Annotated in this window: 19 protein-coding genes; 11 read left to right on the top strand and 8 right to left on the bottom strand. The window is 37.4% G+C overall.

Going from position 1 to position 20,045, the window contains the following annotated elements:
• Positions 1–467 (top strand): DNA gyrase C-terminal beta-propeller domain-containing protein (locus tag B4237_RS13780; protein WP_286943577.1); only part of this gene is annotated, 467 nt, incomplete at its 5' end.
• Positions 468–491: 24 nt separating this feature from the next.
• Here the strand turns inward: B4237_RS13780 and B4237_RS13785 are convergent.
• Genes B4237_RS13785 through B4237_RS13800 form a run of 4 tightly spaced genes read right to left on the bottom strand, consistent with a single transcriptional unit; the run spans position 492 to position 5,407 of the window.
• Entirely contained in the window at positions 492–1,604 is a 1,113-nt protein-coding gene (locus tag B4237_RS13785; RefSeq protein ID WP_278595474.1) for an ABC transporter permease, read from the bottom strand.
• On the bottom strand, positions 1,601–2,731 hold the full coding sequence (locus B4237_RS13790; protein WP_278595473.1) for an ABC transporter permease: 1,131 nt from the start codon (positions 2,729–2,731) through the stop codon (positions 1,601–1,603). Before B4237_RS13790 ends, B4237_RS13785 begins: the two co-directional genes overlap by 4 nt.
• Before the next feature lie 3 nt (positions 2,732–2,734).
• Positions 2,735–3,898: an HlyD family secretion protein gene (locus B4237_RS13795; protein ID WP_286943580.1), complete on the bottom strand. Its 1,164-nt coding sequence runs from the start codon at positions 3,896–3,898 to the stop codon at positions 2,735–2,737.
• A 12-nt stretch (positions 3,899–3,910) separates the two neighbouring features.
• Entirely contained in the window at positions 3,911–5,407 is a 1,497-nt protein-coding gene (locus B4237_RS13800; RefSeq protein WP_278595471.1) for a TolC family protein, read from the bottom strand.
• Positions 5,408–5,756: 349 nt separating this feature from the next.
• Between B4237_RS13800 and serC the strand changes: the two genes are divergently transcribed.
• The gene (gene serC / locus B4237_RS13805) at positions 5,757–6,836 is read left to right on the top strand and encodes a 3-phosphoserine/phosphohydroxythreonine transaminase (protein ID WP_004878453.1); all 1,080 of its coding nucleotides are present in this window, start codon (positions 5,757–5,759) and stop codon (positions 6,834–6,836) included.
• A gap of 79 nt (positions 6,837–6,915) precedes the next feature.
• Here serC and B4237_RS13810 read toward each other — a convergent pair whose 3' ends face one another.
• Together B4237_RS13810 and B4237_RS13815 are read right to left on the bottom strand one after the other, a co-directional pair.
• Entirely contained in the window at positions 6,916–7,059 is a 144-nt protein-coding gene (locus tag B4237_RS13810; RefSeq protein WP_004878454.1) for a hypothetical protein, read from the bottom strand.
• Positions 7,060–7,094: 35 nt separating this feature from the next.
• Complete coding sequence (locus tag B4237_RS13815) at positions 7,095–8,033, bottom strand: hypothetical protein (protein WP_004878456.1); 939 nt, start codon at positions 8,031–8,033, stop codon at positions 7,095–7,097.
• Positions 8,034–8,205: 172 nt separating this feature from the next.
• Between B4237_RS13815 and B4237_RS13820 the strand changes: the two genes are divergently transcribed.
• From B4237_RS13820 to B4237_RS13830, 3 genes are all read left to right on the top strand, one after another.
• Complete coding sequence (locus tag B4237_RS13820) at positions 8,206–8,634, top strand: tetratricopeptide repeat protein (protein ID WP_278596364.1); 429 nt, start codon at positions 8,206–8,208, stop codon at positions 8,632–8,634.
• Between the two features lie 95 nt (positions 8,635–8,729).
• Positions 8,730–9,200 carry a YaiI/YqxD family protein gene (locus B4237_RS13825; RefSeq protein WP_007481543.1) on the top strand — a complete coding sequence of 157 codons (471 nt, stop codon included), beginning with the start codon at positions 8,730–8,732 and terminating at the stop codon, positions 9,198–9,200.
• Positions 9,201–9,207: 7 nt separating this feature from the next.
• Positions 9,208–10,101, top strand: a complete 894-nt coding sequence (locus B4237_RS13830; RefSeq protein ID WP_278596365.1) for a DMT family transporter — start codon at positions 9,208–9,210, stop codon at positions 10,099–10,101.
• Here the strand turns inward: B4237_RS13830 and B4237_RS13835 are convergent.
• A complete protein-coding gene (locus tag B4237_RS13835) occupies positions 10,098–10,676 on the bottom strand; it encodes a PilZ domain-containing protein (RefSeq protein WP_007481538.1) in 579 nt (192 codons plus the stop codon). The two genes, B4237_RS13830 and B4237_RS13835, sit on opposite strands and share 4 nt — an antisense overlap.
• A gap of 25 nt (positions 10,677–10,701) precedes the next feature.
• Between B4237_RS13835 and B4237_RS13840 the strand changes: the two genes are divergently transcribed.
• The 3 genes from B4237_RS13840 (at position 10,702) to B4237_RS13850 (ending at position 15,132) form a co-directional block, all read left to right on the top strand.
• On the top strand, positions 10,702–11,937 hold the full coding sequence (locus tag B4237_RS13840; RefSeq protein WP_004878461.1) for a lipoprotein-releasing ABC transporter permease subunit: 1,236 nt from the start codon (positions 10,702–10,704) through the stop codon (positions 11,935–11,937).
• Entirely contained in the window at positions 11,930–12,616 is a 687-nt protein-coding gene (gene lolD, locus B4237_RS13845; protein WP_004878462.1) for a lipoprotein-releasing ABC transporter ATP-binding protein LolD, read from the top strand. The genes B4237_RS13840 and lolD overlap by 8 nt, the downstream gene beginning before the upstream one ends.
• An 86-nt stretch (positions 12,617–12,702) precedes the next feature.
• Entirely contained in the window at positions 12,703–15,132 is a 2,430-nt protein-coding gene (locus B4237_RS13850) for a DNA internalization-related competence protein ComEC/Rec2 (RefSeq protein WP_004878463.1), read from the top strand.
• A gap of 1 nt (position 15,133) precedes the next feature.
• Here B4237_RS13850 and B4237_RS13855 read toward each other — a convergent pair whose 3' ends face one another.
• Positions 15,134–16,090 (bottom strand): lysophospholipid acyltransferase family protein, encoded by a 957-nt coding sequence (locus B4237_RS13855; RefSeq protein ID WP_019384019.1) that lies wholly within the window; start codon positions 16,088–16,090, stop codon positions 15,134–15,136.
• A 137-nt stretch (positions 16,091–16,227) separates the two neighbouring features.
• Between B4237_RS13855 and sppA the strand changes: the two genes are divergently transcribed.
• The 3 genes from sppA (at position 16,228) to B4237_RS13870 (ending at position 20,008) form a co-directional block, all read left to right on the top strand.
• On the top strand, positions 16,228–17,250 hold the full coding sequence (sppA, locus tag B4237_RS13860; RefSeq protein ID WP_278596367.1) for a signal peptide peptidase SppA: 1,023 nt from the start codon (positions 16,228–16,230) through the stop codon (positions 17,248–17,250).
• Between the two features lie 169 nt (positions 17,251–17,419).
• Positions 17,420–18,211, top strand: coding sequence for an alpha/beta fold hydrolase (locus B4237_RS13865; RefSeq protein WP_286943588.1), 792 nt, complete (start codon positions 17,420–17,422; stop codon positions 18,209–18,211).
• 60 nt (positions 18,212–18,271) lie between these two features.
• Positions 18,272–20,008, top strand: coding sequence for a DUF262 domain-containing protein (locus B4237_RS13870; RefSeq protein ID WP_278596369.1), 1,737 nt, complete (start codon positions 18,272–18,274; stop codon positions 20,006–20,008).
• The last annotated feature ends 37 nt before the right edge of the window (positions 20,009–20,045 follow it).

A 20,045-nucleotide genomic window follows, 5' to 3' on the forward strand; every position in this document is an offset into this window, starting at 1 on the left:
ATTCGAATTTAATCAGCCGTATTGTTTCATTGGTAGTTGTGCCAGAAACTGGGGAAGTATTGTGTGCATGTGCTAACGGTTATGGTAAACGTACACCTGTAGATGACTTCCCAACCAAGAAACGTGGTGGTAAAGGTGTCATTGCAATTAAGACAAGTGAGCGTAATGGTGAGCTTGTTGGTGCAGTATCAATTGATGAAACTAAAGAACTCATGCTGATTTCTGATGGTGGTACATTGGTACGTACTCGTGCTGCTGAAGTTGCGACGACTGGACGTAATGCTCAAGGTGTTCGTTTAATCCGTTTAAGTGATGCTGAAACACTTGTCGGTGTTGTATCTATTGAAGCTGTAGAAGATGACGAAGAGTTGGATGCTATAGAGGAATCGGTAGAAAATACTGAAGCCGAAACAGTAACTTCTGAAGAAGTTGTTGCTGAGCCAAAAGATGATGCGCCTGAAGCGTAATCATTGAGGTAATAAAAAAGGAAGCTAAATAGCTTCCTTTTTTATTGGTTTCATGATGACTAAGCGATAATAAGACAATGCCAAAAAGATTGCGCCCAGAGTTATAAGATAGATGAGTTTGGGGATCACGAGCGATGTCGGCACTCCCATTTGATTGAGTTGTACAAACATCTGTACGCCATTCGTGGACGGCAGTGTCCATGCAAACCATTGCATCCATTCAGGCATTGCTTCATGTGGCCATGCCGTTCCTGTAAGTAGAAATAAGGGGACAGAAGTCACGACTATTAAATGTCCCACGCGTTCTGGCATATCAACTAAGGAACCGATTAGCATCCCTAAACCAATTATACAACTGACATAAATCGGTACAGCTAACAGCATGCCCCAGAAATTGCCACCATGTGGATATTCATACAACCAAAATGTAAATCCGAATAAATATAAACATCCTAAACAGCCAATGGTAAAGATAGCTGTAAAAGTTGCCCAAAATTCGATGGGTTTCGCAGCCCAGCCATTTTCACGATAACTGGCAATAAGCATAGCTAAGCCAAGTAAAATTGTTTGGTGAATGATCAAACTTGCGACGGCTGGGAAAATATAGCTGCCATAGCCTGAGATTGTGTTGAACAGCGGAATCTGATGAATTGAAAGCTCTGGATGAAACTGTGAAGCATTGCCAAATTTCTCTAGGTATTCTTGCAAGGTATATTCAATAGAACCTGCTAAACCTACGCCGACTTCTTTTGTTCGAATGAAGTATGCAGTACTCAGATAAAGGCCAATCCCTCCCATTTCACCGCGTTTGAGACTATTGGTTAGATTCTCAGGTAAAAGTAAAATGCCTTCCGCTTGTTGATTTTGAACCATTCGCTGAGCTTCAAGAAAATTATCAGTCACAGTCTTGATCTTGATATGAGGGCTGTTAGACGCTTGACTAATGATCTTTGAAGTTAAAATACTTTGTTCTTCATCGACAATCACAATTGGAATATCTTCGGCTGTTTGTGCTTTATACGCGGTTGGATAAAAAAAACTATATAACAAGATCGCGGCAATCAATGTCGTAAAAACTGAGCTATTGGCAAAAATATTCTTAAACGTCTGAATGTAATAATCGAAAAATGATTTCATGGATGAATCTCCTGAACATTTTTCTTGAGTAGACGAATACTAAGTACAAAGAACAAGATGGCGAAAATAACTAAAATGCTAAAAGGTATAAGTGAAACATAAAGGTCACTACCAATAATCCATTGTTCTGTTTGTAGCTTGGCATAGGGGGTATAAGGAATAATCATTGACCAAAATTGAGTAAATGCAGGAGCATTATTCAAGGGTAAAGTGATTCCTGAAAAACTAGGGGATGATCCACCATAAAGTGCAATAAAACCAAAAGTTTTTGGCAGGTTTTTTGTCGCAAGAACAACAGTACTGCTAATAACAGCATAGGAAAAATAGAATAGAAATTGTGCAGCTAGAATGAGTATTAGTGAACCTGCAATGAAATAACCGCGGACATGCGCTAACCAAAACATCCAACATGCTGTCCATGCACAGAAAATGAAAACATAAGGCAATATTTTACCTAGTAAGCTTGAAATCACCTGTTTAGAACTGACCCATTCATAAACCGTTTTCCGCTTAAATTCTTGCCCAATCGCGAAAGCCACACAGCAACATAACAAGAGATGGAGTACAGCAGGCACCATAAATGGCTCAAGAAACAATTCATAACTCATACTTGGGTTATAAAGGGTCGAGATTTTGATGTGTGGTGTGGGGACATCTAAATATGGAATAGTATTTGCCAGATAGCTTTGCCCTAAATACTCAGCCATACCATTTAAAGTACTGATGAGCATGGCGGAGGAAATGGTATTACCAATACTAAAAAAGGATTGGTTATAGGCAATGCTAATTTGCGCATCCTGAGCTTTAACTAAGCGTTGCTCAGCACCTTCGGGAATCATCACAAATCCCCACGCCTCAGTTGTATTAATCAGTTTTTCTGCTTCATCTTGGCTAGAAGTAATCGTTTTTATTTTTAACGTATGATTAATACTGAGCGCATGAATAACCTTACGACTCATTTCACTTTGATCTTGATCTATCACCACAATCGGTAAATGTTCGGCTTTACCAGATGAAAACATACTTCCAAACAGCAAAATAACCAGCAAAGGCGCAATCACGGCCATAAAAAGATCAACTTTATGACGTTTGAGATAACGCAACTCCCGCAGCATGACTGCAAACATTGCTTATTTTACCTCTTCAATTTTGAATAATACGCTCATACCGACTTTTAGATCAGGAATGGATTGCTCTGGGACCAAGTGAAATTTAAAACTGCGAATATCGTAACCACCAGTTTGGCGTGTGGTTTTAATCGTCGCAAAGTCACCCTCGGCATCAATGCTCTTAACCTTAAATGTTGTTTTACGATCAAGGGCAGGGATGTAACCTTCCAGTGTTTTAGTTTTATACACTGAGCTATACATATCTTCACGAACGTTCAAGCTGATCCACAGATCATGGTCTTCAATGATACTGACGACAGGAACTCCTGTTGCAACTAATTCAGTCGGTTTACCATAAGTTTTTGAGACAGTGCCATCGGTAGGTGAATAGAGTTTGGTTTCTTCAGTCAGTGCATTTGCTTCTTTCACTGCTGCTTGAGCCATCGCAACTTGCGCATCAGCAGTAGGTTTTTGTTGCTCGGTACTGCCGCGTTTTGCACGAGCATATTGTTGATATGCTGCTTCTGCGGCCTCACGAGCAGAGGTTTTTGCCGCTAACATCTCGTCACGACGCTGACGTGAAATAACACCTTGTTGATAAAGATTTTCACCACGTTTATAGGTTGTAGCAGCTAGCTCTGCTTGTGTCTTCATGGCTTGCCAGTTGGCATATAGAGTATCGATATTTTCTTGTTGCGCACCACGATAAATGGTTGAGTGAAAAGCTGTCGCACTTTGTAAGGCTGCTTGGGCTTGTTCTTTCTTGGCTTCTAATTCAGGGCTAACAAAACGAACCAGTGCTTGTCCTTTTTTGATGCTTTGACCTTCAGTCACATAAAACTCTTCAATACGACTTGGAACTTTGGTACTGATATGTACAGTTTCAGCTTCGACTCGACCCTGCAATTCAATAGGTTGTGGCAGATAGGCTTTCCATAGTCCAAAAGCAATCAAGCCTAATAATAGAATTAGGACAATTAAACCAATAATTTTAGCTTTACTTTTTTTCGGTGGTTCAGTTGGTTGAATTTCTTGATTTGAAGGTGTATTTATAACATCCACTTTTTCGGTATGCTCAATAGGTGAAACTTGTTCTACCTGAGTTTCTGTTGAAGAAGTATCAGTCGTTTGTTTAACTTGATCTGTATCACGTTCAGAATTGGATGATGATTGATTTTGGCTCATAAGTTTCTCCAATTAACGGATATAGTCAGTTCGTGGTTGATTCACATAAAGCTTGAACTCGTCAATCGAACCATAGCTTTGCAATAAAGTCGCGAGCGATAAAATATATTTATACGCATTGATCGACATTTCGCTTTTTAAAGCACTTAATGCATTTTGTGCATCAATCACTTGGGTTGCTGTTCCCATTCCTTCTTTAAAAGACAGCTGTTGAATGCGTAAGTTTTCTTGAGCAGCTTTAATATTTTGGGTGAGAAGTTGATGACTAGTCTGTGATGAGTTTAACTCGCTATAAGATTTATATAAGACATTTTCAACTTCTTGCTTGGTTCGTTCTGTCATGAGTTCAGCAGCATATTTCTTCAGCTCAGCTGCACGGATGTTTTTATTATTATCGATTCCAGAGAAAAGGTTGTACTTTGCCATAACGCCAACAATCCAATTCTCTTTGCTATCTAAACCGTATTCCCCAAAGGCAAAAACACTTGGTTTCTTCGCTGATTGTTGAATTTTGATATTTTCATTCGCAAGCTCAGTATCCATTTTTAGCTTTTTAATCAAACTTGAGTTTTGGTCATAGTTTGCTAGTAATTTGTCTAAAGACTGACTTTGCGCATTATTTACAAAAAGTGGTGTTGTCAGGTTGAGATCTTCTTTAGTTTTTAATAGGTTTTGAAGACTAAATTCACTGGCGCGAAGATTTGATTTCGCATTTTGATAAGTACGTTCTGCATTGTTACGAGCGACTTCAAATTGCATACGCTGGCCTTTATTAATAAAGCCTTGCTGTTCAAGTTTCAGAGCATTGTTATAATGTTCTTGCATCGCATTTAGATTAAATAAACTTGCATTCAACAACTGTTGTTGTAATTGCACATTGAAATAAGATTGGATCATTTCGAATCTTTGCGAGTCTTGTTGTTGTTTTTCGCTAATGTTAGAGCGTTGTGCTTGAATCGTTGCAATTTGCTTGGCGCTGGTAATTTTTCCACCCGTATAAAGTGGCATCACCATAGAAATAGAGGTGCGAACATCGTGGTCTTTAATTGTGACGTCAACATTATTCGGTACTTTATTTAAACCATCACTGACAACTTGATCGAATCCTTGACCAACTTGATCAATTACATCTGGCGGTAATACATTTTCCCATTGCGATAATTTGTCATCAAATCCACGTGTGAGTGAGTTTTCGAGCCTGCGTTTACTCGATTCGAGTGGGACACTGGTTTCACTATGAAATGAATAGGCTGTTGCATTTAAATCAATGCGTGGCAGTCCTAAGTGTTTAACTGCCTCCATTTCGAGTTGTGAAGCTTGTTGTAAAGCTTGCTGCGCTTGAGAGGCGTAGGCATTTTCTACAACATATTGTTCCGCCTCGTTATAACTAAATGTTTGTGCGAATAAAGATGTTGAAAATAAGGCACTACTGATTAAGCTAATACTTAAACAAAGTTGCTTTGGAAACCGTTTGACCTGAACATTAGGTCGATTATGTCGTTTCAACATGATGATATATCGCAATTTAATAATACCTGCGCTAGTCTAAGTTTTTTTTGTAAAATTTAAATATTATGTTTTTAATTAAATAGTTGAATGCTTAGAATTGGTGTAGTTAATTTGTAAAAAAATAGAGCAATTAATCTATATATCAGATTGAAAATTAAAATAATTTATCTTTCATAATTTTTATTAAAAGACAATTTGAAAATTTATGGAAATCACAAAAACATCATTGAAAAATTAAACTATTTTTTACAGTCAAATTGAAATATTTACTGGATAAGCTGCTGCAAGCTTCGCCAATCTATGATTAAATTCCCATCTCAATTTGTTTCACTTTAACAAGGGAAAACTCATGCGTGCTTATAATTTCTGCGCTGGTCCTGCTGCATTACCTACTGCTGTTTTAGAAAAAGCTCAACAAGAGATGTTGGATTGGCAGGGTAAGGGCTTGTCGATCATGGAAATGAGTCATCGTAGCAATGACTATGTTGCTGTCGCAGAAAAGGCAGAAGCTGATTTACGCAAGCTCATGAATATTCCTGAAAACTACAAAGTGTTGTTCTTACAAGGTGGCGCATCCTTACAATTCTCAGCGATTCCGCTTAATTTACTCGGTAAAAATAATAAAGCGGATTATATTCATACGGGTATTTGGTCTGAGAAAGCATTAAAAGAAGCAAAGCGTTATGGCGATATTAATATCGTTGAAGCGGGCACCATGATTGATGGTAAACATGCGATTACTGAACAAAGCACTTGGAATCTATCGAATGATGCTGCGTATGTTCATTATGCAGATAATGAAACGATTGGTGGATTGCAATTCGCGAGTGTACCTGATGTAGCTGCTCCTTTGGTTTGCGACTATTCATCAAGTATTTTGTCTGCGCCAGTAGATGTGAATAAGTTTGGTCTTATTTATGCGGGTGCCCAAAAGAACATTGGGCCTGCTGGTTTAACCATTGTCATTATTCGTGAAGATTTATTAGATCAAGCAAAACCTGAGATCCCAAGTATCTTGAAATATGCTGATCAAGCGAAGAACGGTTCTATGGTGAATACACCAGCAACTTATGCTTGGTATCTATCTGGACTAGTATTTGAGTGGTTACTTGAGCAGGGTGGGGTAGATGCAATCTACAAAATGAACCAAGCGAAAGCAAAATTGCTCTACGGTTATATTGATTCAAGCGATTTTTATAACAACCCAATCGCGGTACCAAATCGCTCTATGATGAATGTACCATTTACACTTGCTGATGAAGCACTTGAAAAGACATTCTTAAAAGAAGCTGAGCAAAATCATTTGCTTAACTTGGCAGGTCATCGTTCAGTTGGTGGTATGCGTGCAAGTATTTATAACGCCGTACCATTGGAAGGTGTTCAAGCTCTTGTGAATTTTATGGATGAATTCGCGAAACGTCACGGATAAGCCATATTTTATAGAGAAAAATAAAAGCCCTCATCATTGAGGGCTTTTATTTGAATTAGGTCATGGTCAAAAATTAGAATTAGAACAAGCCAATTTGATGAAAAATGATTGCTGCTAGAAACATACCTAGTAAAAAAAAGCAAAAAGCACCAACATCAAGTTTAAGCCCTTGGTCGCTTGAATGAATAAGACTGGTGGTCGTTTGTTCTGGTATAATTTTCATTAGAACGCCTAAAATGCCATTTATGTGATTTTTTGTCACTTAGAAGCAGTTTTAGCATAAATATTCGCCTGAATCCATAGGTTACCGCGAATATATTCACCAATGTTAAAGTTTTTATACAAAACGTTTTTAGTTGCAATACGAATTAAGATTGCAGGTAAATCATCTTCTAAAACTAAAGTGACATCATAAAGGGTATATTCATCCTGCATAAACTGCATCGTTGTTTTACCCACGATATTACCTTGAAACCAAGCTTCATCTTCTTGTCCTAATGTCTCTCCAAATAAATAGGCAACCATTTTAGAAAAGTCGACTGTTACAGGTTCTTGATCTTCTGGCGTTTTTGGTTCCCACTCATTAATAAGCTCCTGTAAATTTTCAGGTGCGATACCATTATGTTCAGCCAAAATTGCATTTAAAGCACGGTGATGTTTAATTGAAGCTGGATCATCAACAACGATTTTCTCATCTTTAGCAACAGGTTCTAATTCATATGCCCAAGCATTAAACTGAACTTGATAGGTTTGGTTTTTATCATACTGACAGTTATTTACGCTGAACAAATTATCGAAGGCATAAATAATGGTATTTTTATTTAAATTTAGACGTAATACTGCTTGTGTTGCAGAATCACAGGTAATAATACGCTCAATTTTCGCATCATATCTATATGGACTTTCAAAACTTGGAAAAGCAGTTTTTAATGCGCGAGGTTTTTGGTCTTCCACTGCAATAATTTGATTGATGCAAACCTTTTGTCCACTTGGTCCTTGGATAAGCCAAAATGACTGATCCATATCTTGTTCATCTTCACATAAGCCCATTGGCATTACGGGTGCATCTAGCGCCAATCCTAACCATTTGGGTACATCCACTTCGGGTGTATCTGTCAATAAGTTCCAATGCTCGACATGATTACCGAAATTTTGATCTTGAATTTTAATGGTTTCTGGACTGTTTTGATTTTTCATAAAGCGTGATGCTAAAAAGATTGAACTTATTCTATTAAATCGAGGGTAACCTCAATTTTTCAAGTCTGGATATGTAATTTCACTAGAAATAATTAGTGCTTACCTAGCTTTCTATAAGTTACATGCTATATTTTTGGTATGTAAATTTTAAAATGTATTGGTTATTTAAGTAATGAGCAAAGAATTACCTAGTAGGATTCATCAAGAAATTCTACAGTTGTGTGAGCAAGGTGATAAGTTATTTGCTCATCAAAAGTTTGTAGAAGCTAAAGCTTTATATGTTGAAGCGCTGAGACTATTGCCTGATGACCATCAAGAGTGGGAAACTTCAACTTGGATATATGTTGCAATAGGAGATACGCACTTTTATCTAAATAATTATGAAAGAGCATTTAGATGTTTTTACAATGCAGTGCAATGTCCAGATGGTTTAGGTAACCCTTATATACATTTGAGATTAGGACAGCTTTATTTTGAGCAAAATGATTTAGACAAGGCGGCAGATGAGTTAACAAGAGCATATATGGGCGGTGGACTTGATATTTTTATGGAAGATGATGCTAAGTATTTGGAGTTTTTAGAAACAAAAATTAAAGTATAAGTTTTTTGATATAAAAGAGTGTCATGGATAAATAAACAAAGCTTTATATCTTAATCTGCTAAACTATACTTTTATTCAATTAGGCTTGTGCAAACGTGCTGCCATTTAAGTTATGGGTAGATGCAGATGCTTTACCTAAGATTTTACGTGAAGTGATTTTACGTGCTTCTGATCGCTATCAACTCGAAGTCACTTTCGTTGCCAATCAGAATGTTGGGATTACACCCTCTATCAGAATTAAATCAATTCAGGTGATGAGTGGTGCTGATCGTGCCGATCAAGAAATTGTGGAACGTATGCAAGAGAATGACATTGTCATTACGCAAGATATTCCCTTAGCGGCTCAAGTGATTGAAAAAGGTGGAATTGCGATTCATCCTCGCGGTGAAATCTATACCACAGCGAATGTAAAAGCCCGACTTCATTTGCGTGATTTTATGGATACATTGCGTGGAGCTGGTGTACAGACAGGTGGGCCACCACCGATTTCTGAGAGAGATAAACGTGAATTCTCTAGCTCATTAGATCAAACGATTTTAAAACAAAAACGTAAAACTGCTTGCTGAGCACGCTATGCCATCACGTCTTAACTTAATGTTCACTTATGGATTGCTTATATTTATTTGGGCGACAACGCCTTTAGCAATTGTCTGGAGCGTTTCAGATTTACATCCAATGTGGGCATTGGTTATTCGGTTTTTTATTGCATTACCGTTGGCAATTACGGTTCTACTATTTTTAAAAATTAAGTTTCCAGTTCATAAACTTGCCTTGCTAAGTTATGTTGCAGGTTCATTTAGTTTGATCGGATCACAGATTTTTACTTATGCAGCAACAGCTTATCTCAGTTCGGGTTTGATTGCGCTGATGTTTGGGCTTGCGCCAATTATAGCGGGTTTGATAGGGCGATTTGGCTTTCACCAAAAGTTAGCAGGGCTGCAATGGCTAGGAATGGGGACATCGATTATTGGATTGGCCATGATTTGTTTGAGTGGAAGCCAAAAGCATGTACAGCCAATCGGCATTGTCTTAATGTTGATCAGTGTCTTTTCATACTCACTATCTATTTTCTTGGTTAAAAAGATTAATGCTGATGTGCAGGCGATGGCACAAGCAACGGGATCAATCCTTTTTTCGACGATCATTGCTGTTATGATCTTGCCTTGGATTTGGCAATATGCACCTACACACATTCCTTCGGCTAAGTCACTTTTAGCATTGGCTTATACTGTGATTATGGCTTCATTGATTGCAATGTTCTGCTATTTCAAATTGGTGCAAAATTTAAAAGCAACGACACTTTCACTTACCACAGTGATGACCCCAATGTTAGCAATTTTAGTTGGTGCTTATCTCAATAATGAACAGCTATCAATCCGCGTGTTTGTTGGTGCTGTCATCATCTTATTTGGCTTGCTGCTTTATTTCTATAAAGATTTAAAGATGTACCGTCGTTTAAAAATTTAACCTTGATTGTTGTCACTCAGCTGAATACTGTCAGCAAGTTTTGCACGATCTTGAGGGTTAATCGTAATGAAGTAAGCCCCGATTCTAAATTTTCCGTGCTCTTCGGCTGTACTATATGCCACTTGCGCAGTTGCAGCGATGTGAAAGAAGTTTTCAGGGTGGCTTAACGTAATATGGATATAGGTGCCTTCATTCAGATCTTGGGTACTGAAGAAACTTAAGCCATTTTCAGAGAAGTTAACTTGCTCAGGCACTGGCAATAAAGATTGCACAATATTGTCATAGAAAGACCCTGTGATAAGGTTCAACTTTTGATTAAATAGGGATAAGATGCGAGCAATTTGTTGATCTTTTTCATTTAATTGTTCTAATTCGTAGCGAAACGCATGATCAAATTGATCTAATTCTGCAAGTAGTAGAAAATAGCGTGGCAATACAAAATGAGAGTCATATGGGTCATTCAGTGCAACATCATCTGGAATGACTTGATAGTTGATTCTCAACACGGCATCAATACGAGACATCACACGACGTTCTGTGTTGTCGTCAACAAGATGATGTTGTGAACTTTCCATAATAAATCACCTCGGACTAGATGGTATGTTTAAGCCAATTTCGCTGTATATAGGGTTGAGATACACTCGTGCTCGGCGGAGTAATCATTTTATTTCTTTTATTGCCTTGGTTTCCATGATTGGTTTAACTCTCGGCGTTGCAGTCCTCATTACAGTATTATCTGTGATGAATGGTTTTGATCGTGAGCTTAAAAACCGTGTCCTTGGAATGGTTCCTCAAGCTACTGTTTCTTCTACTCAAATTCTAACAGATTGGCCTGAGCTTGTAAAAAAGGTTGAGCAACATTCGCATGTGACGGGTGCTGCACCGTTTACTCAATTACAAGGCATGTTGACCGCTCAAGGGCAGGTCGCAGGCATCATGGTGACAGGGATTGAACCTGAATACGAAAAGAAAGTATCTATTATCCAGAACCATATGGTGGCAGGTGATTTAAATTCACTTAAAAAAGGTGAATTTGGGATCGTGCTTGGTAAGGATATGACAGATGCATTAGGCTTGGGACTTAATGATAATGTCACTTTGGTTTTACCAGAAGCAACGCCGTCACCAGCTGGTGTAGTACCTCGTTTTAAAAGATTTAAAATCGTGGGTATTTTTAGTGTAGGCGCTGAAGTCGATTCGATGGTGGGTTATATTGCCTTGAATGATGCATCGACATTATTACGTCTACCTGATGGGGCTCAAGGTGTACGTTTAAAACTTGATAATATTTTCGCAGCGCCTAAAGTCGCTGATGAAATCGTGAGTCAATTACCAAGTAATTTCTACGCATCGAACTGGACGTATACCCACGGTAATTTGTTCAATGCGATTCAAATGGAAAAAACACTTGTTGGATTATTATTATTCCTCATCATCGTAGTTGCCGCGTTTAACATCGTTTCATCACTGGTGATGGTCGTAACAGATAAAAAGTCAGATATTGCAATCTTACGTACTTTAGGTGCTTCACCATCGATGATTACTAAAATTTTCATGGTGCAAGGAACTGTGATTGGGGTAATCGGTACAATTGCGGGTACGATTTTAGGGGTAACGTTGGCTCTAACCATCAGTGATATTATTTCTTGGTTTAATACAGCCTTAGGTTTGAATCTGTTTGATGCCTATTTTGTACATTACTTACCTTCGTATTTAAGATGGCAAGATGTTGTTATTATCGTCATTGTGTCTTTATTGCTGAGTTTCTTGGCGACAATTTATCCTGCATTGCGTGCAGCCAAAGTTCAACCTGCCGAGGCATTACGTTATGAGTAAAATTGTATTAGAAGCCAAAGATATTTTTAAACATTTTGATGATGGTAAAACTAAAGTTGAAGTGATTAAAGGTCTATCTTTACAAGTTAATGCGGGTGAATTTGTTTCAATCGTTGGTTCAAGCGGTTCAGGTAAAAGTACCTTATTGCATGTGTTGGGTGGTTTAGAGCAGCCAACACAAGGACAGGTTTTTTTACACGGCCAACGTTTTGATAATTTAGGCGAAGCAGAACGTGGTTACAAGCGTAACCAGCATCTAGGTTTCGTTTATCAGTTCCATCATTTGTTACCTGAATTTTCAGCGCTTGAAAATGTTGCAATGCCTTTAATGTTGCGTCGTGAAAGCAATTTTAAAGATGTGAAAAGACAAGCTGAGTATTTACTTGATCGTGTAGGTTTATCGCATCGTATGGAGCATAAACCTGGTGAGCTGTCTGGTGGTGAGCGTCAGCGTGTTGCATTGGCGCGTGCGTTAGTAACGAAACCTGCAGTTGTACTTGCTGATGAACCAACAGGAAACCTTGATCGTAAAACGGCACTCAGTATTTTTGAGCTGCTGACTGATCTGAAAAAAGAGCTGAATATGGCGATGCTGATCGTGACACACGATGAGCAGTTGGCACAATCTGCTGATTCAATTTTGCATATGCAAGATGGTTTATGGATTGATCAGCCATAATTTTTTAGTTTGTACTCTTGTTAAAGCCCTGAAAAAGGGCTTTAATTTTGCCCTTAGAAAAATCAAAAACTTAATTAAAAAATTAAATGTTAAAACTTATTCTTATAGGGTGGATTGCGGGTATTGCTTTGATGGGGCACAACCTTGCTTTTATCAATGCAACATGGTGGATATGGCTTGTATTGGCAATCCTTATATTTGCTATAGGATTTTATAAAAAACGACAGTCAGCCGTTCGTCAGCCTTTATCTATTTTTCTCATTTTAATAAGTTCAAGTTGGGCATTGTTTTGTGCTGGATATCATTTTGCTGATCAGGCATTGCAGCAACGCCTACAGTTCAGAGAAACTCAAACGCAGCCATTTGAAGCCATTATTTATATCAAGAAAATAGATGAGCTTAGCGACAATGGGCACAAGCAAATTGCAGAAGTTTTAAATCGCTATGATCAGCCTGTAAATTGGTTTCTGTATTTAAAGAAAAATAAAGATCAGTTTGACTTATCTTCTCCCTTAAAACTCGGTAGCTATTACAAAGTTTATGGCACGATCAAGCCAGCGCATAGTTATGCTGTTTCTGGTGCATTTGATCAAGAAAAATGGTTTCTGCAACAAAACGTCATGTCTGCATTTTCTGTAAAGCAGATCGAACTTCTGAGTGATGATGAGGTTTATAGACTCGGTTATCAACAACATTTAAAACAACAACAAAGTATCACTGCAAAATTTCTTTTGAATGTCGAAATGATGCGATTGTCATTTCGATTAAAGTTACAGACCTCAAATTATCAGAATAAAGGACTGATGTTAGCATTGTTGACTGGCGATGAAAGTTTACTTTCTGATGAAATCAAACAACAGTTTCAATTGCTTGGCATCTCACATTTATTGGCAATTTCAGGACCTCATGTACTGATATTTGCTTTGATGCTGACGTGGTTATTGCAGAAAGTGATACAACGTTATTGCCCACAACTTTATCTATGGCAGCCTCGACAAATTGTGCTGCTATTTCCTTTTATAGGTTGCGTATTACTCTATGTCGCATTTGTCGGGTTTGAAATCCCTGCACTTAGAACGTTACTCACGGTTTGTATTGTTGGCTTTTTTCTTCTTGTTCGACAGTCGATTCGACCTTTTGCTTTGTTGGTATATAGCGCAAGTCTATTACTGATTTTTGATCCTTTTAGTATTTTATCAGCGGCATTTTGGTTGTCTTATGGTGCATGTTTTATTCTATTGAGAATTTATCAAACCATAGCGAAATTACCACAAGATCAACCGATGACTTATGTGCAAAAGGGATATTTTGCGATTAAGCTCTTAGTAGAATCACAATGGAAAATTTTTGTGGCTTTACTGCCGTTAGTACTCATTTTCTTTCAGCAAATTTCCTTATTCGCACCTTTGACTAATTTAATCGCCATACCATTTTTAAGTATGATTGTCATCCCATTGGATATTCTTGCTGCTTGCCTAAGTTCCATTATTCCAATATTAGGAACGCTTTTATTTTATATAAATGATGTCTGTTTATCCATTTTGTTGTGGATTTTAAGCTTTTTACAGCAAGCTTCACCTGCGTTATATGGTGTCAGTTGTACTCCACTCATGATGGTGAGTTTAATTGTCGGACTTATCATACTTTTTTTGCCACATGGAACATTTCCAAAAGCTTGGTCGTTGATTGGTTTTTTGCCCATTCTGTTAGGTTTCAAAGCACAACCAACCGTCTTAAATATTTTAGATGTTGGACAAGGGCAGGCGATTTTCTTGCAACATCCTGAGCAAACTTTGATGATTGATACTGGTGGTTCATATGATGAAACAAAATTTAGTATAGGCGAGCGCGTTGTTATTCCCTTCTTACGTCAACAGGGTATAAGGGAACTTAATCATGTGATGTTATCGCATCTGGATCAAGACCACAGTGGCGCATTTCCTAAGATTCAAAATGCTTTCGCTATTGAGCAAGTTCAGTCAAATGAATATCGTAGCACTATGCAATTTAAAGATAATTTCTCATTGTGTCAGCAGGGACAGCAGTGGACTTATACTAATCTTAAAATTGAAGTGCTATCACCACGTACTGAAGATTTAGCACTTGCGAGCAGTCAGCAAAATGAACAATCCTGTGTCATTTATTTAACTTTTTCCAATGCCCAGCCTTATCAGCACTTTTTAATTATGGGCGATGCGGGATGGGAAACTGAATATAAGCTTTTGCAGCAGTATCCTGATTTAAAAGTTGATGTATTGGTACTTGGTCATCATGGCAGTAAACATAGTTCTGCTTATGATTTTTTAGCAATATTAAGACCAAAGCTAGCGATTGCCTCAGCAGGTTTCGACAATCGTTATGGTCATCCGAGTTTAGAATTGCAACAGCGATTGAAAGCCTTGAATATCCCATTGTTTACAACTGTAAATGCTGGAACGATCAGCTTTATCTTTGATCAGGGGCAGGTTCAGCTCAAGCAACAACGGCAACAAGTGAAATGGTTGCAGCGGAAATAGCTTAGATATTTTGCTGCTGCATTGCTTGATTGCGAACTTCATCAACTTTTTCTAATGCCTCTTTCTCATCAATGTCATAAATTTTTTTCAATGCCTTATTGGCACTAAAACGTTTATAACTCCAATGATAATGTTCAGGATAACGTCGAATCAGTTGTTCTAAGCTTTGATGAATGATCAGCGTACCATCCTCGGCAGTTCCTTGATAGATTTGAGGATTAATAGGTTCAATCACCATATCAAATCCATCTTGATCATTACGTTTAGTGTAGAGCAATAATGCAGCAGCTTTAGTTTTTTGAATCAGTTTTGCACTCAAGCTGCTTGAAGCTAGAGGAATACCAAAATAATTGACCATCTCACCACCATGATCAGGGGTATGGTCAGGCAAAATAGCTGTGGTTCCACCTTGTTTTAAAGCTTTAAAAATTTGACGCACGCCACTTTCATCCGTTGGAACAAGTTTTGCTTGTTCTCGGCTTCTCGCATCACGGACAAAACGATCAGCGTCAGGGTTTTTAACGGGCTTATACAAAATAGTCATTTGTGTATGTTGAGATAACAATGCATTCATTACTTCCCAGGTGCCAAAGTGTGGAAGAATCAAGACAACCCCTTTTTTTGCGGCGAGAGCTTCATGGAAATAATGTTCACCACTCACATGATGAATACGTTGAATATTTTTTTTGTTTGATGCTCCCCAAATGCTCAAAAACTCAAAATAGGACGTGATTTCATTTTGAATGGCTTGTTTTTTGAGTCGTTGATGTTCTTGTTCAGATAAATGTGGAAAAGCAATTCGGAGATTCAAACCAATAATTTTAGAAATTTTAGAGAGTTGAAATGTATTAAATAGTGCAGCCAGCAGTTTCGCAAAGAAACGCCCGAGTTGAATCGGCTGGCGGCTAATCAATTTTATAAGACGATAGGAAGTACTTGTCGATGTATGTTGGGTCATTTATCAAAGGTATTGAGAATTACAAAGGAAAGTATAATGCAAAAAATAATTATAAGTTAAGACAAGTTATTTAAACAGTTTTATGCAAATCCGCGTATATAATAAAACCACTTTACAATATATTGGATTGGAATCTTATGTCCGATTGGCCACCGAAACCACAAAACGAACCAACAAATAGTAATAATGTCACAGGCAAAGAATGGCAAATTTTAGAAAAGGCTGTTTTAGCTTCCGTAGAGGAACAACGTCGTAGCCGTCGTTGGAGTATCTTCTTTAAATGTTTAGGTTTTGCTTATTTACTGATTGTACTTATAGCGATGACGAAAGGATGTTCAACATCAGCAGAAAAATCATCAACAAGTATCAGTAGCGACCACCTAGCAGTGGTGGATATTATTGGTACGATTGATTCTTCTAGCAGTCAATCGACTGTCAATAGTGAAGATACCAATAAAGCATTAAAACGTGCTTTTGAAGCGAGCGGTAGCAAAGCGATTGCTTTAAATATTAATTCACCTGGTGGTTCTCCTGTTCAATCAGATGAAATTTGGCAAGAAATTCGTTATTTAAAAAAACAACATCCAGATAAAAAAGTCTATGCTGTGATTGGTGATATGGGTGCATCAGGTGCTTATTATATTGCTTCAGCAGCGGATGAAATTATCGTGAATCCTTCAAGCTTGGTGGGTTCAATTGGTGTGATTATGCCAAATTACGGTTTAAGTGGCTTAGCACAAAAGCTTGGTATTGAAGATCGTACGCTCACATCGGGTAACAACAAAGATATTTTGAGTATGACGAAACCGATTAATCCTGCTCAACAAGCGCATGTACAATCTGTCTTAGATAATGTGCACACACATTTTATCAATGCGGTTAAAGAAGGTCGTGGTAAGCGTTTGAAATCAACTGATCCTGCGGTGTTCTCAGGTCTATTTTGGACGGGTGAACAAGCGATTGCTTTGGGTATTGCTGACCGTAGTGGTAGTCTTACAACGCTAATGCGTGAGCTGAAAGTTGAGCAAAAAGTTGATTACACAGTACAGCGTAATCCTTTAGAGTCAATTTTGGGACGTATGGGCGCGAAGATTGGTGAAGGGATTAGTAGCTCATTAGCTGCTCAATTAGAAACTCAGCAAAGTGCAAAAATTCAATAATTTTAGTTTTTAAAATTTGGTTTCCTCTTATTCGTAAGGGGAAACTAAGCAAATCAATTAATCCATCAAATTTCCCTCTCTAAATATTACTCCTTAGTTCTTTCTTTTAATTTGCATTAAAGTGACATAGCGGGATAATTGACCAATCAATAAATTTATAGACAAACTTATGAAACCTTTAATCCATTTCGCACATGCGAACGGTGTCCCTTCAAAAGTTTATCAAAAACTTTTTGATCAACTCAAAGATAAATATGATGTCATTTATGTATCAGAAATTGGTTCTGATCAGCGTTATCCAATTACGCACGGTTGGAAATACTTAGTAGACCAAGTGATTGATAGTATCGTTCAGCAATCGCATGGACGTAAGGTGATTGGATTAGGGCACTCTTTGGGTTCTGTTTTGACCTTAATGGCAGCATATCGTCGTCCAGAATTATTTTCTCAAGTGATCATGCTTGATCCACCTTTTATTATTGGTAAAGCATCTTTCGCTTTTCATTTGGCAAAGTTATTTAAGCCAAAACTTGTTGATCAGATTACACCAGCAGGTTTATCTGCCAGACGCAGAGATCGCTGGGAGTCGCGAGAGCAGGCTGCTGAATTGTTGAGACCAAAAGGTTTTTATCAATACTTCGATGAAGATTGTTTTCAAGCCTATATCGAACATGCCTTAACAAACGATCCGCAAAATAATGGCGTCATGTTAACCATACCTAAGCACGCAGAAGTTAAGATATTTAGAACAACACCATCAATGTGGTGGTTGCCGATGCCTAAGCCAAAAGTTCCTGTTGATTTGGTTGTTGGCCAAGACAGCGTATTTTTAAAGCAGAAGCTGCCTCAAGTGGCACAAAAGAAATTGGATATTCCATTTTCAGTTGTTGATGGAGGGCATATGTTCCCATTGGAACATCCATTGGAAACCGTTCATAAAGTTAAAAGTTTGATTGAATAAATTGTTGCTTTTTGATGATATATTTAGCTGTAAGTAAAGTATTTAGTAGGTTTGTGACTTATGTCAGCTACAAATTTTAAAACTGTTAATCAAACTTATAGGCAATTGATTGGAAATGGTTTAACTTATTGTATTCCACGATTTCAACGTGATTATAGTTGGACGGATGAAGAATGGGATGATTTGTGGCAAGATTTATTAAGTGTTTTTGATCGTTCAAATAATGATGATGCTCATTATATGGGCTATCTTGTTTTGCAATCTAATGATGATAAGGTTTTTTATGTCATTGATGGTCAGCAACGCTTAACAACACTGAGTATTATTGTATTAGCAGGCTTAAAAAATCTAAAAAAATTAATTTCTGATAAAGTTGAAGCAGAGAGAAACAAGCAGCGTTTGGATCAATTAATGGGGACTTATATCGGATATTTAGATCCTGTTACATTGCAGTCAAAACCTAAACTAACTTTAAATAGGAATAATGATCACTTTTATAAAACTTACCTAGTTGCATTAGCTGAAAAAATGCCACAACGTAATTTGAAATCATCAGAGCATAGTTTACGAAAAGCTTTTGATTGGTTTGATAAAAAAATTGCTGAATATATGAAAGGTGACTTAGATAAAGGGGTTGTAATTGCTCAACTGATCGAGGAAATGAGTAGTAAACTCTTTTTTACAGTGATTACTGTAAATGACGAATTAAATGCATATAAAGTATTTGAAACACTGAATGCACGAGGAGTTAGGCTTTCTGCAACTGATTTGTTAAAAAATTATCTTTTTTCAGTCATTCATCGTGATTCGGTTTCAATTAATAATGAAAGTGAAATGGCTGATTTAGAACAACATTGGGAAAAATTAGTAGATCGACTTGGGGCTGAAAGCTTTCCTGATTTTTTACGTGTTTTCTGGAATAGTCGATATGCTTTTGTACGTCAGTCCGAGTTATTTAAACGAGTTAGAGAACAAATTTCCGATAGAGCTGGTGTATTTCGATTAATTCGTGAAATGGATACAGACATTGATATCTATTTAACTTTAGCTAACCCAAGTACAGCTTCTACTTTCTCAATAAACATAAGAAAATATGCAGAATACTTAAAAATGTTTAGTGTCAAGCAGCCTTACTCATTATTAATGGCAGTTTACCGTCACTTGGATTTGAGTGAGTTTGAAAAAGTTCTAAAAGCCTGTGTTAATATTTCTTTGCGTTATAATGTGATTAGTGGTTTGCATACTGGTGATCAAGAAAGGGCTTATCATAAAGCAGCTTTATTTGTAAATCAGTTTAGAGAAAAAGAGGCTCTGAGAGCAACGGATATTTTGCAACAATTACAGTCTATTTATGTAAGTGATGAAATTTTTAAAGTTAATTTTATTGATAAGACAATTAAAACAACTTCATCAAGAAATAAGAAAGTTGTGCGTTATATTCTTGGGGAAATTGAGTTTAAGGAAACACATACGCGTCCAGATCTTAATGATGATAGTTATAATATAGAGCATATTTTTCCTCAAAATGCAGAGATAGGATGGTCTGAATTTAATGATAAAGATGGGGTGGAGATGGTTTATCGTTTAGGGAATATGACTTTATGTGAAACATCATTAAATAGAGATATGGATAATTTAGCTTTTGAGGATAAGAAAGATTTTTTGGTAAAAAGTCAGTTTATGATCACGCAAAAGATTGCTGATTCTTTAGAATGGACACCAATACAAATTACCCAAAGACAGCAGCAGATGGCTAGGCTTGCAACCAGTATTTGGAGAATTGATCAGCTCAGTTAATTGATGATAAATAGAAGAATCAGCAAACCCAAAAACC

Origin of the sequence: Acinetobacter sp. UBA6526, assembly GCF_002434875.1 — a bacterium.
Classification (GTDB): domain Bacteria; phylum Pseudomonadota; class Gammaproteobacteria; order Pseudomonadales; family Moraxellaceae; genus Acinetobacter; species Acinetobacter venetianus.

What these genes read in the sequence shown, in the direction of transcription:
- B4237_RS13785 (WP_278595474.1), bottom strand. Translation starts at nt 1,604, where the DNA reads ATGAAATCATTTTTCGATTATTACATTCAGACGTTTAAGAATATTTTT.
- B4237_RS13830 (WP_278596365.1), top strand. Translation starts at nt 9,208, where the DNA reads ATGCCATCACGTCTTAACTTAATGTTCACTTATGGATTGCTTATATTT.
- serC (WP_004878453.1), top strand. Translation starts at nt 5,757, where the DNA reads ATGCGTGCTTATAATTTCTGCGCTGGTCCTGCTGCATTACCTACTGCT.
- B4237_RS13870 (WP_278596369.1), top strand. Translation starts at nt 18,272, where the DNA reads ATGTCAGCTACAAATTTTAAAACTGTTAATCAAACTTATAGGCAATTG.
- lolD (WP_004878462.1), top strand. Translation starts at nt 11,930, where the DNA reads ATGAGTAAAATTGTATTAGAAGCCAAAGATATTTTTAAACATTTTGAT.
- B4237_RS13810 (WP_004878454.1), bottom strand. Translation starts at nt 7,059, where the DNA reads ATGAAAATTATACCAGAACAAACGACCACCAGTCTTATTCATTCAAGC.
- B4237_RS13815 (WP_004878456.1), bottom strand. Translation starts at nt 8,033, where the DNA reads ATGAAAAATCAAAACAGTCCAGAAACCATTAAAATTCAAGATCAAAAT.
- B4237_RS13840 (WP_004878461.1), top strand. Translation starts at nt 10,702, where the DNA reads ATGTTTAAGCCAATTTCGCTGTATATAGGGTTGAGATACACTCGTGCT.
- B4237_RS13790 (WP_278595473.1), bottom strand. Translation starts at nt 2,731, where the DNA reads ATGTTTGCAGTCATGCTGCGGGAGTTGCGTTATCTCAAACGTCATAAA.
- B4237_RS13795 (WP_286943580.1), bottom strand. Translation starts at nt 3,898, where the DNA reads ATGAGCCAAAATCAATCATCATCCAATTCTGAACGTGATACAGATCAA.
- B4237_RS13835 (WP_007481538.1), bottom strand. Translation starts at nt 10,676, where the DNA reads ATGGAAAGTTCACAACATCATCTTGTTGACGACAACACAGAACGTCGT.
- B4237_RS13800 (WP_278595471.1), bottom strand. Translation starts at nt 5,407, where the DNA reads ATGTTGAAACGACATAATCGACCTAATGTTCAGGTCAAACGGTTTCCA.
- sppA (WP_278596367.1), top strand. Translation starts at nt 16,228, where the DNA reads ATGTCCGATTGGCCACCGAAACCACAAAACGAACCAACAAATAGTAAT.
- B4237_RS13820 (WP_278596364.1), top strand. Translation starts at nt 8,206, where the DNA reads ATGAGCAAAGAATTACCTAGTAGGATTCATCAAGAAATTCTACAGTTG.
- B4237_RS13850 (WP_004878463.1), top strand. Translation starts at nt 12,703, where the DNA reads ATGTTAAAACTTATTCTTATAGGGTGGATTGCGGGTATTGCTTTGATG.
- B4237_RS13865 (WP_286943588.1), top strand. Translation starts at nt 17,420, where the DNA reads ATGAAACCTTTAATCCATTTCGCACATGCGAACGGTGTCCCTTCAAAA.
- B4237_RS13855 (WP_019384019.1), bottom strand. Translation starts at nt 16,090, where the DNA reads ATGACCCAACATACATCGACAAGTACTTCCTATCGTCTTATAAAATTG.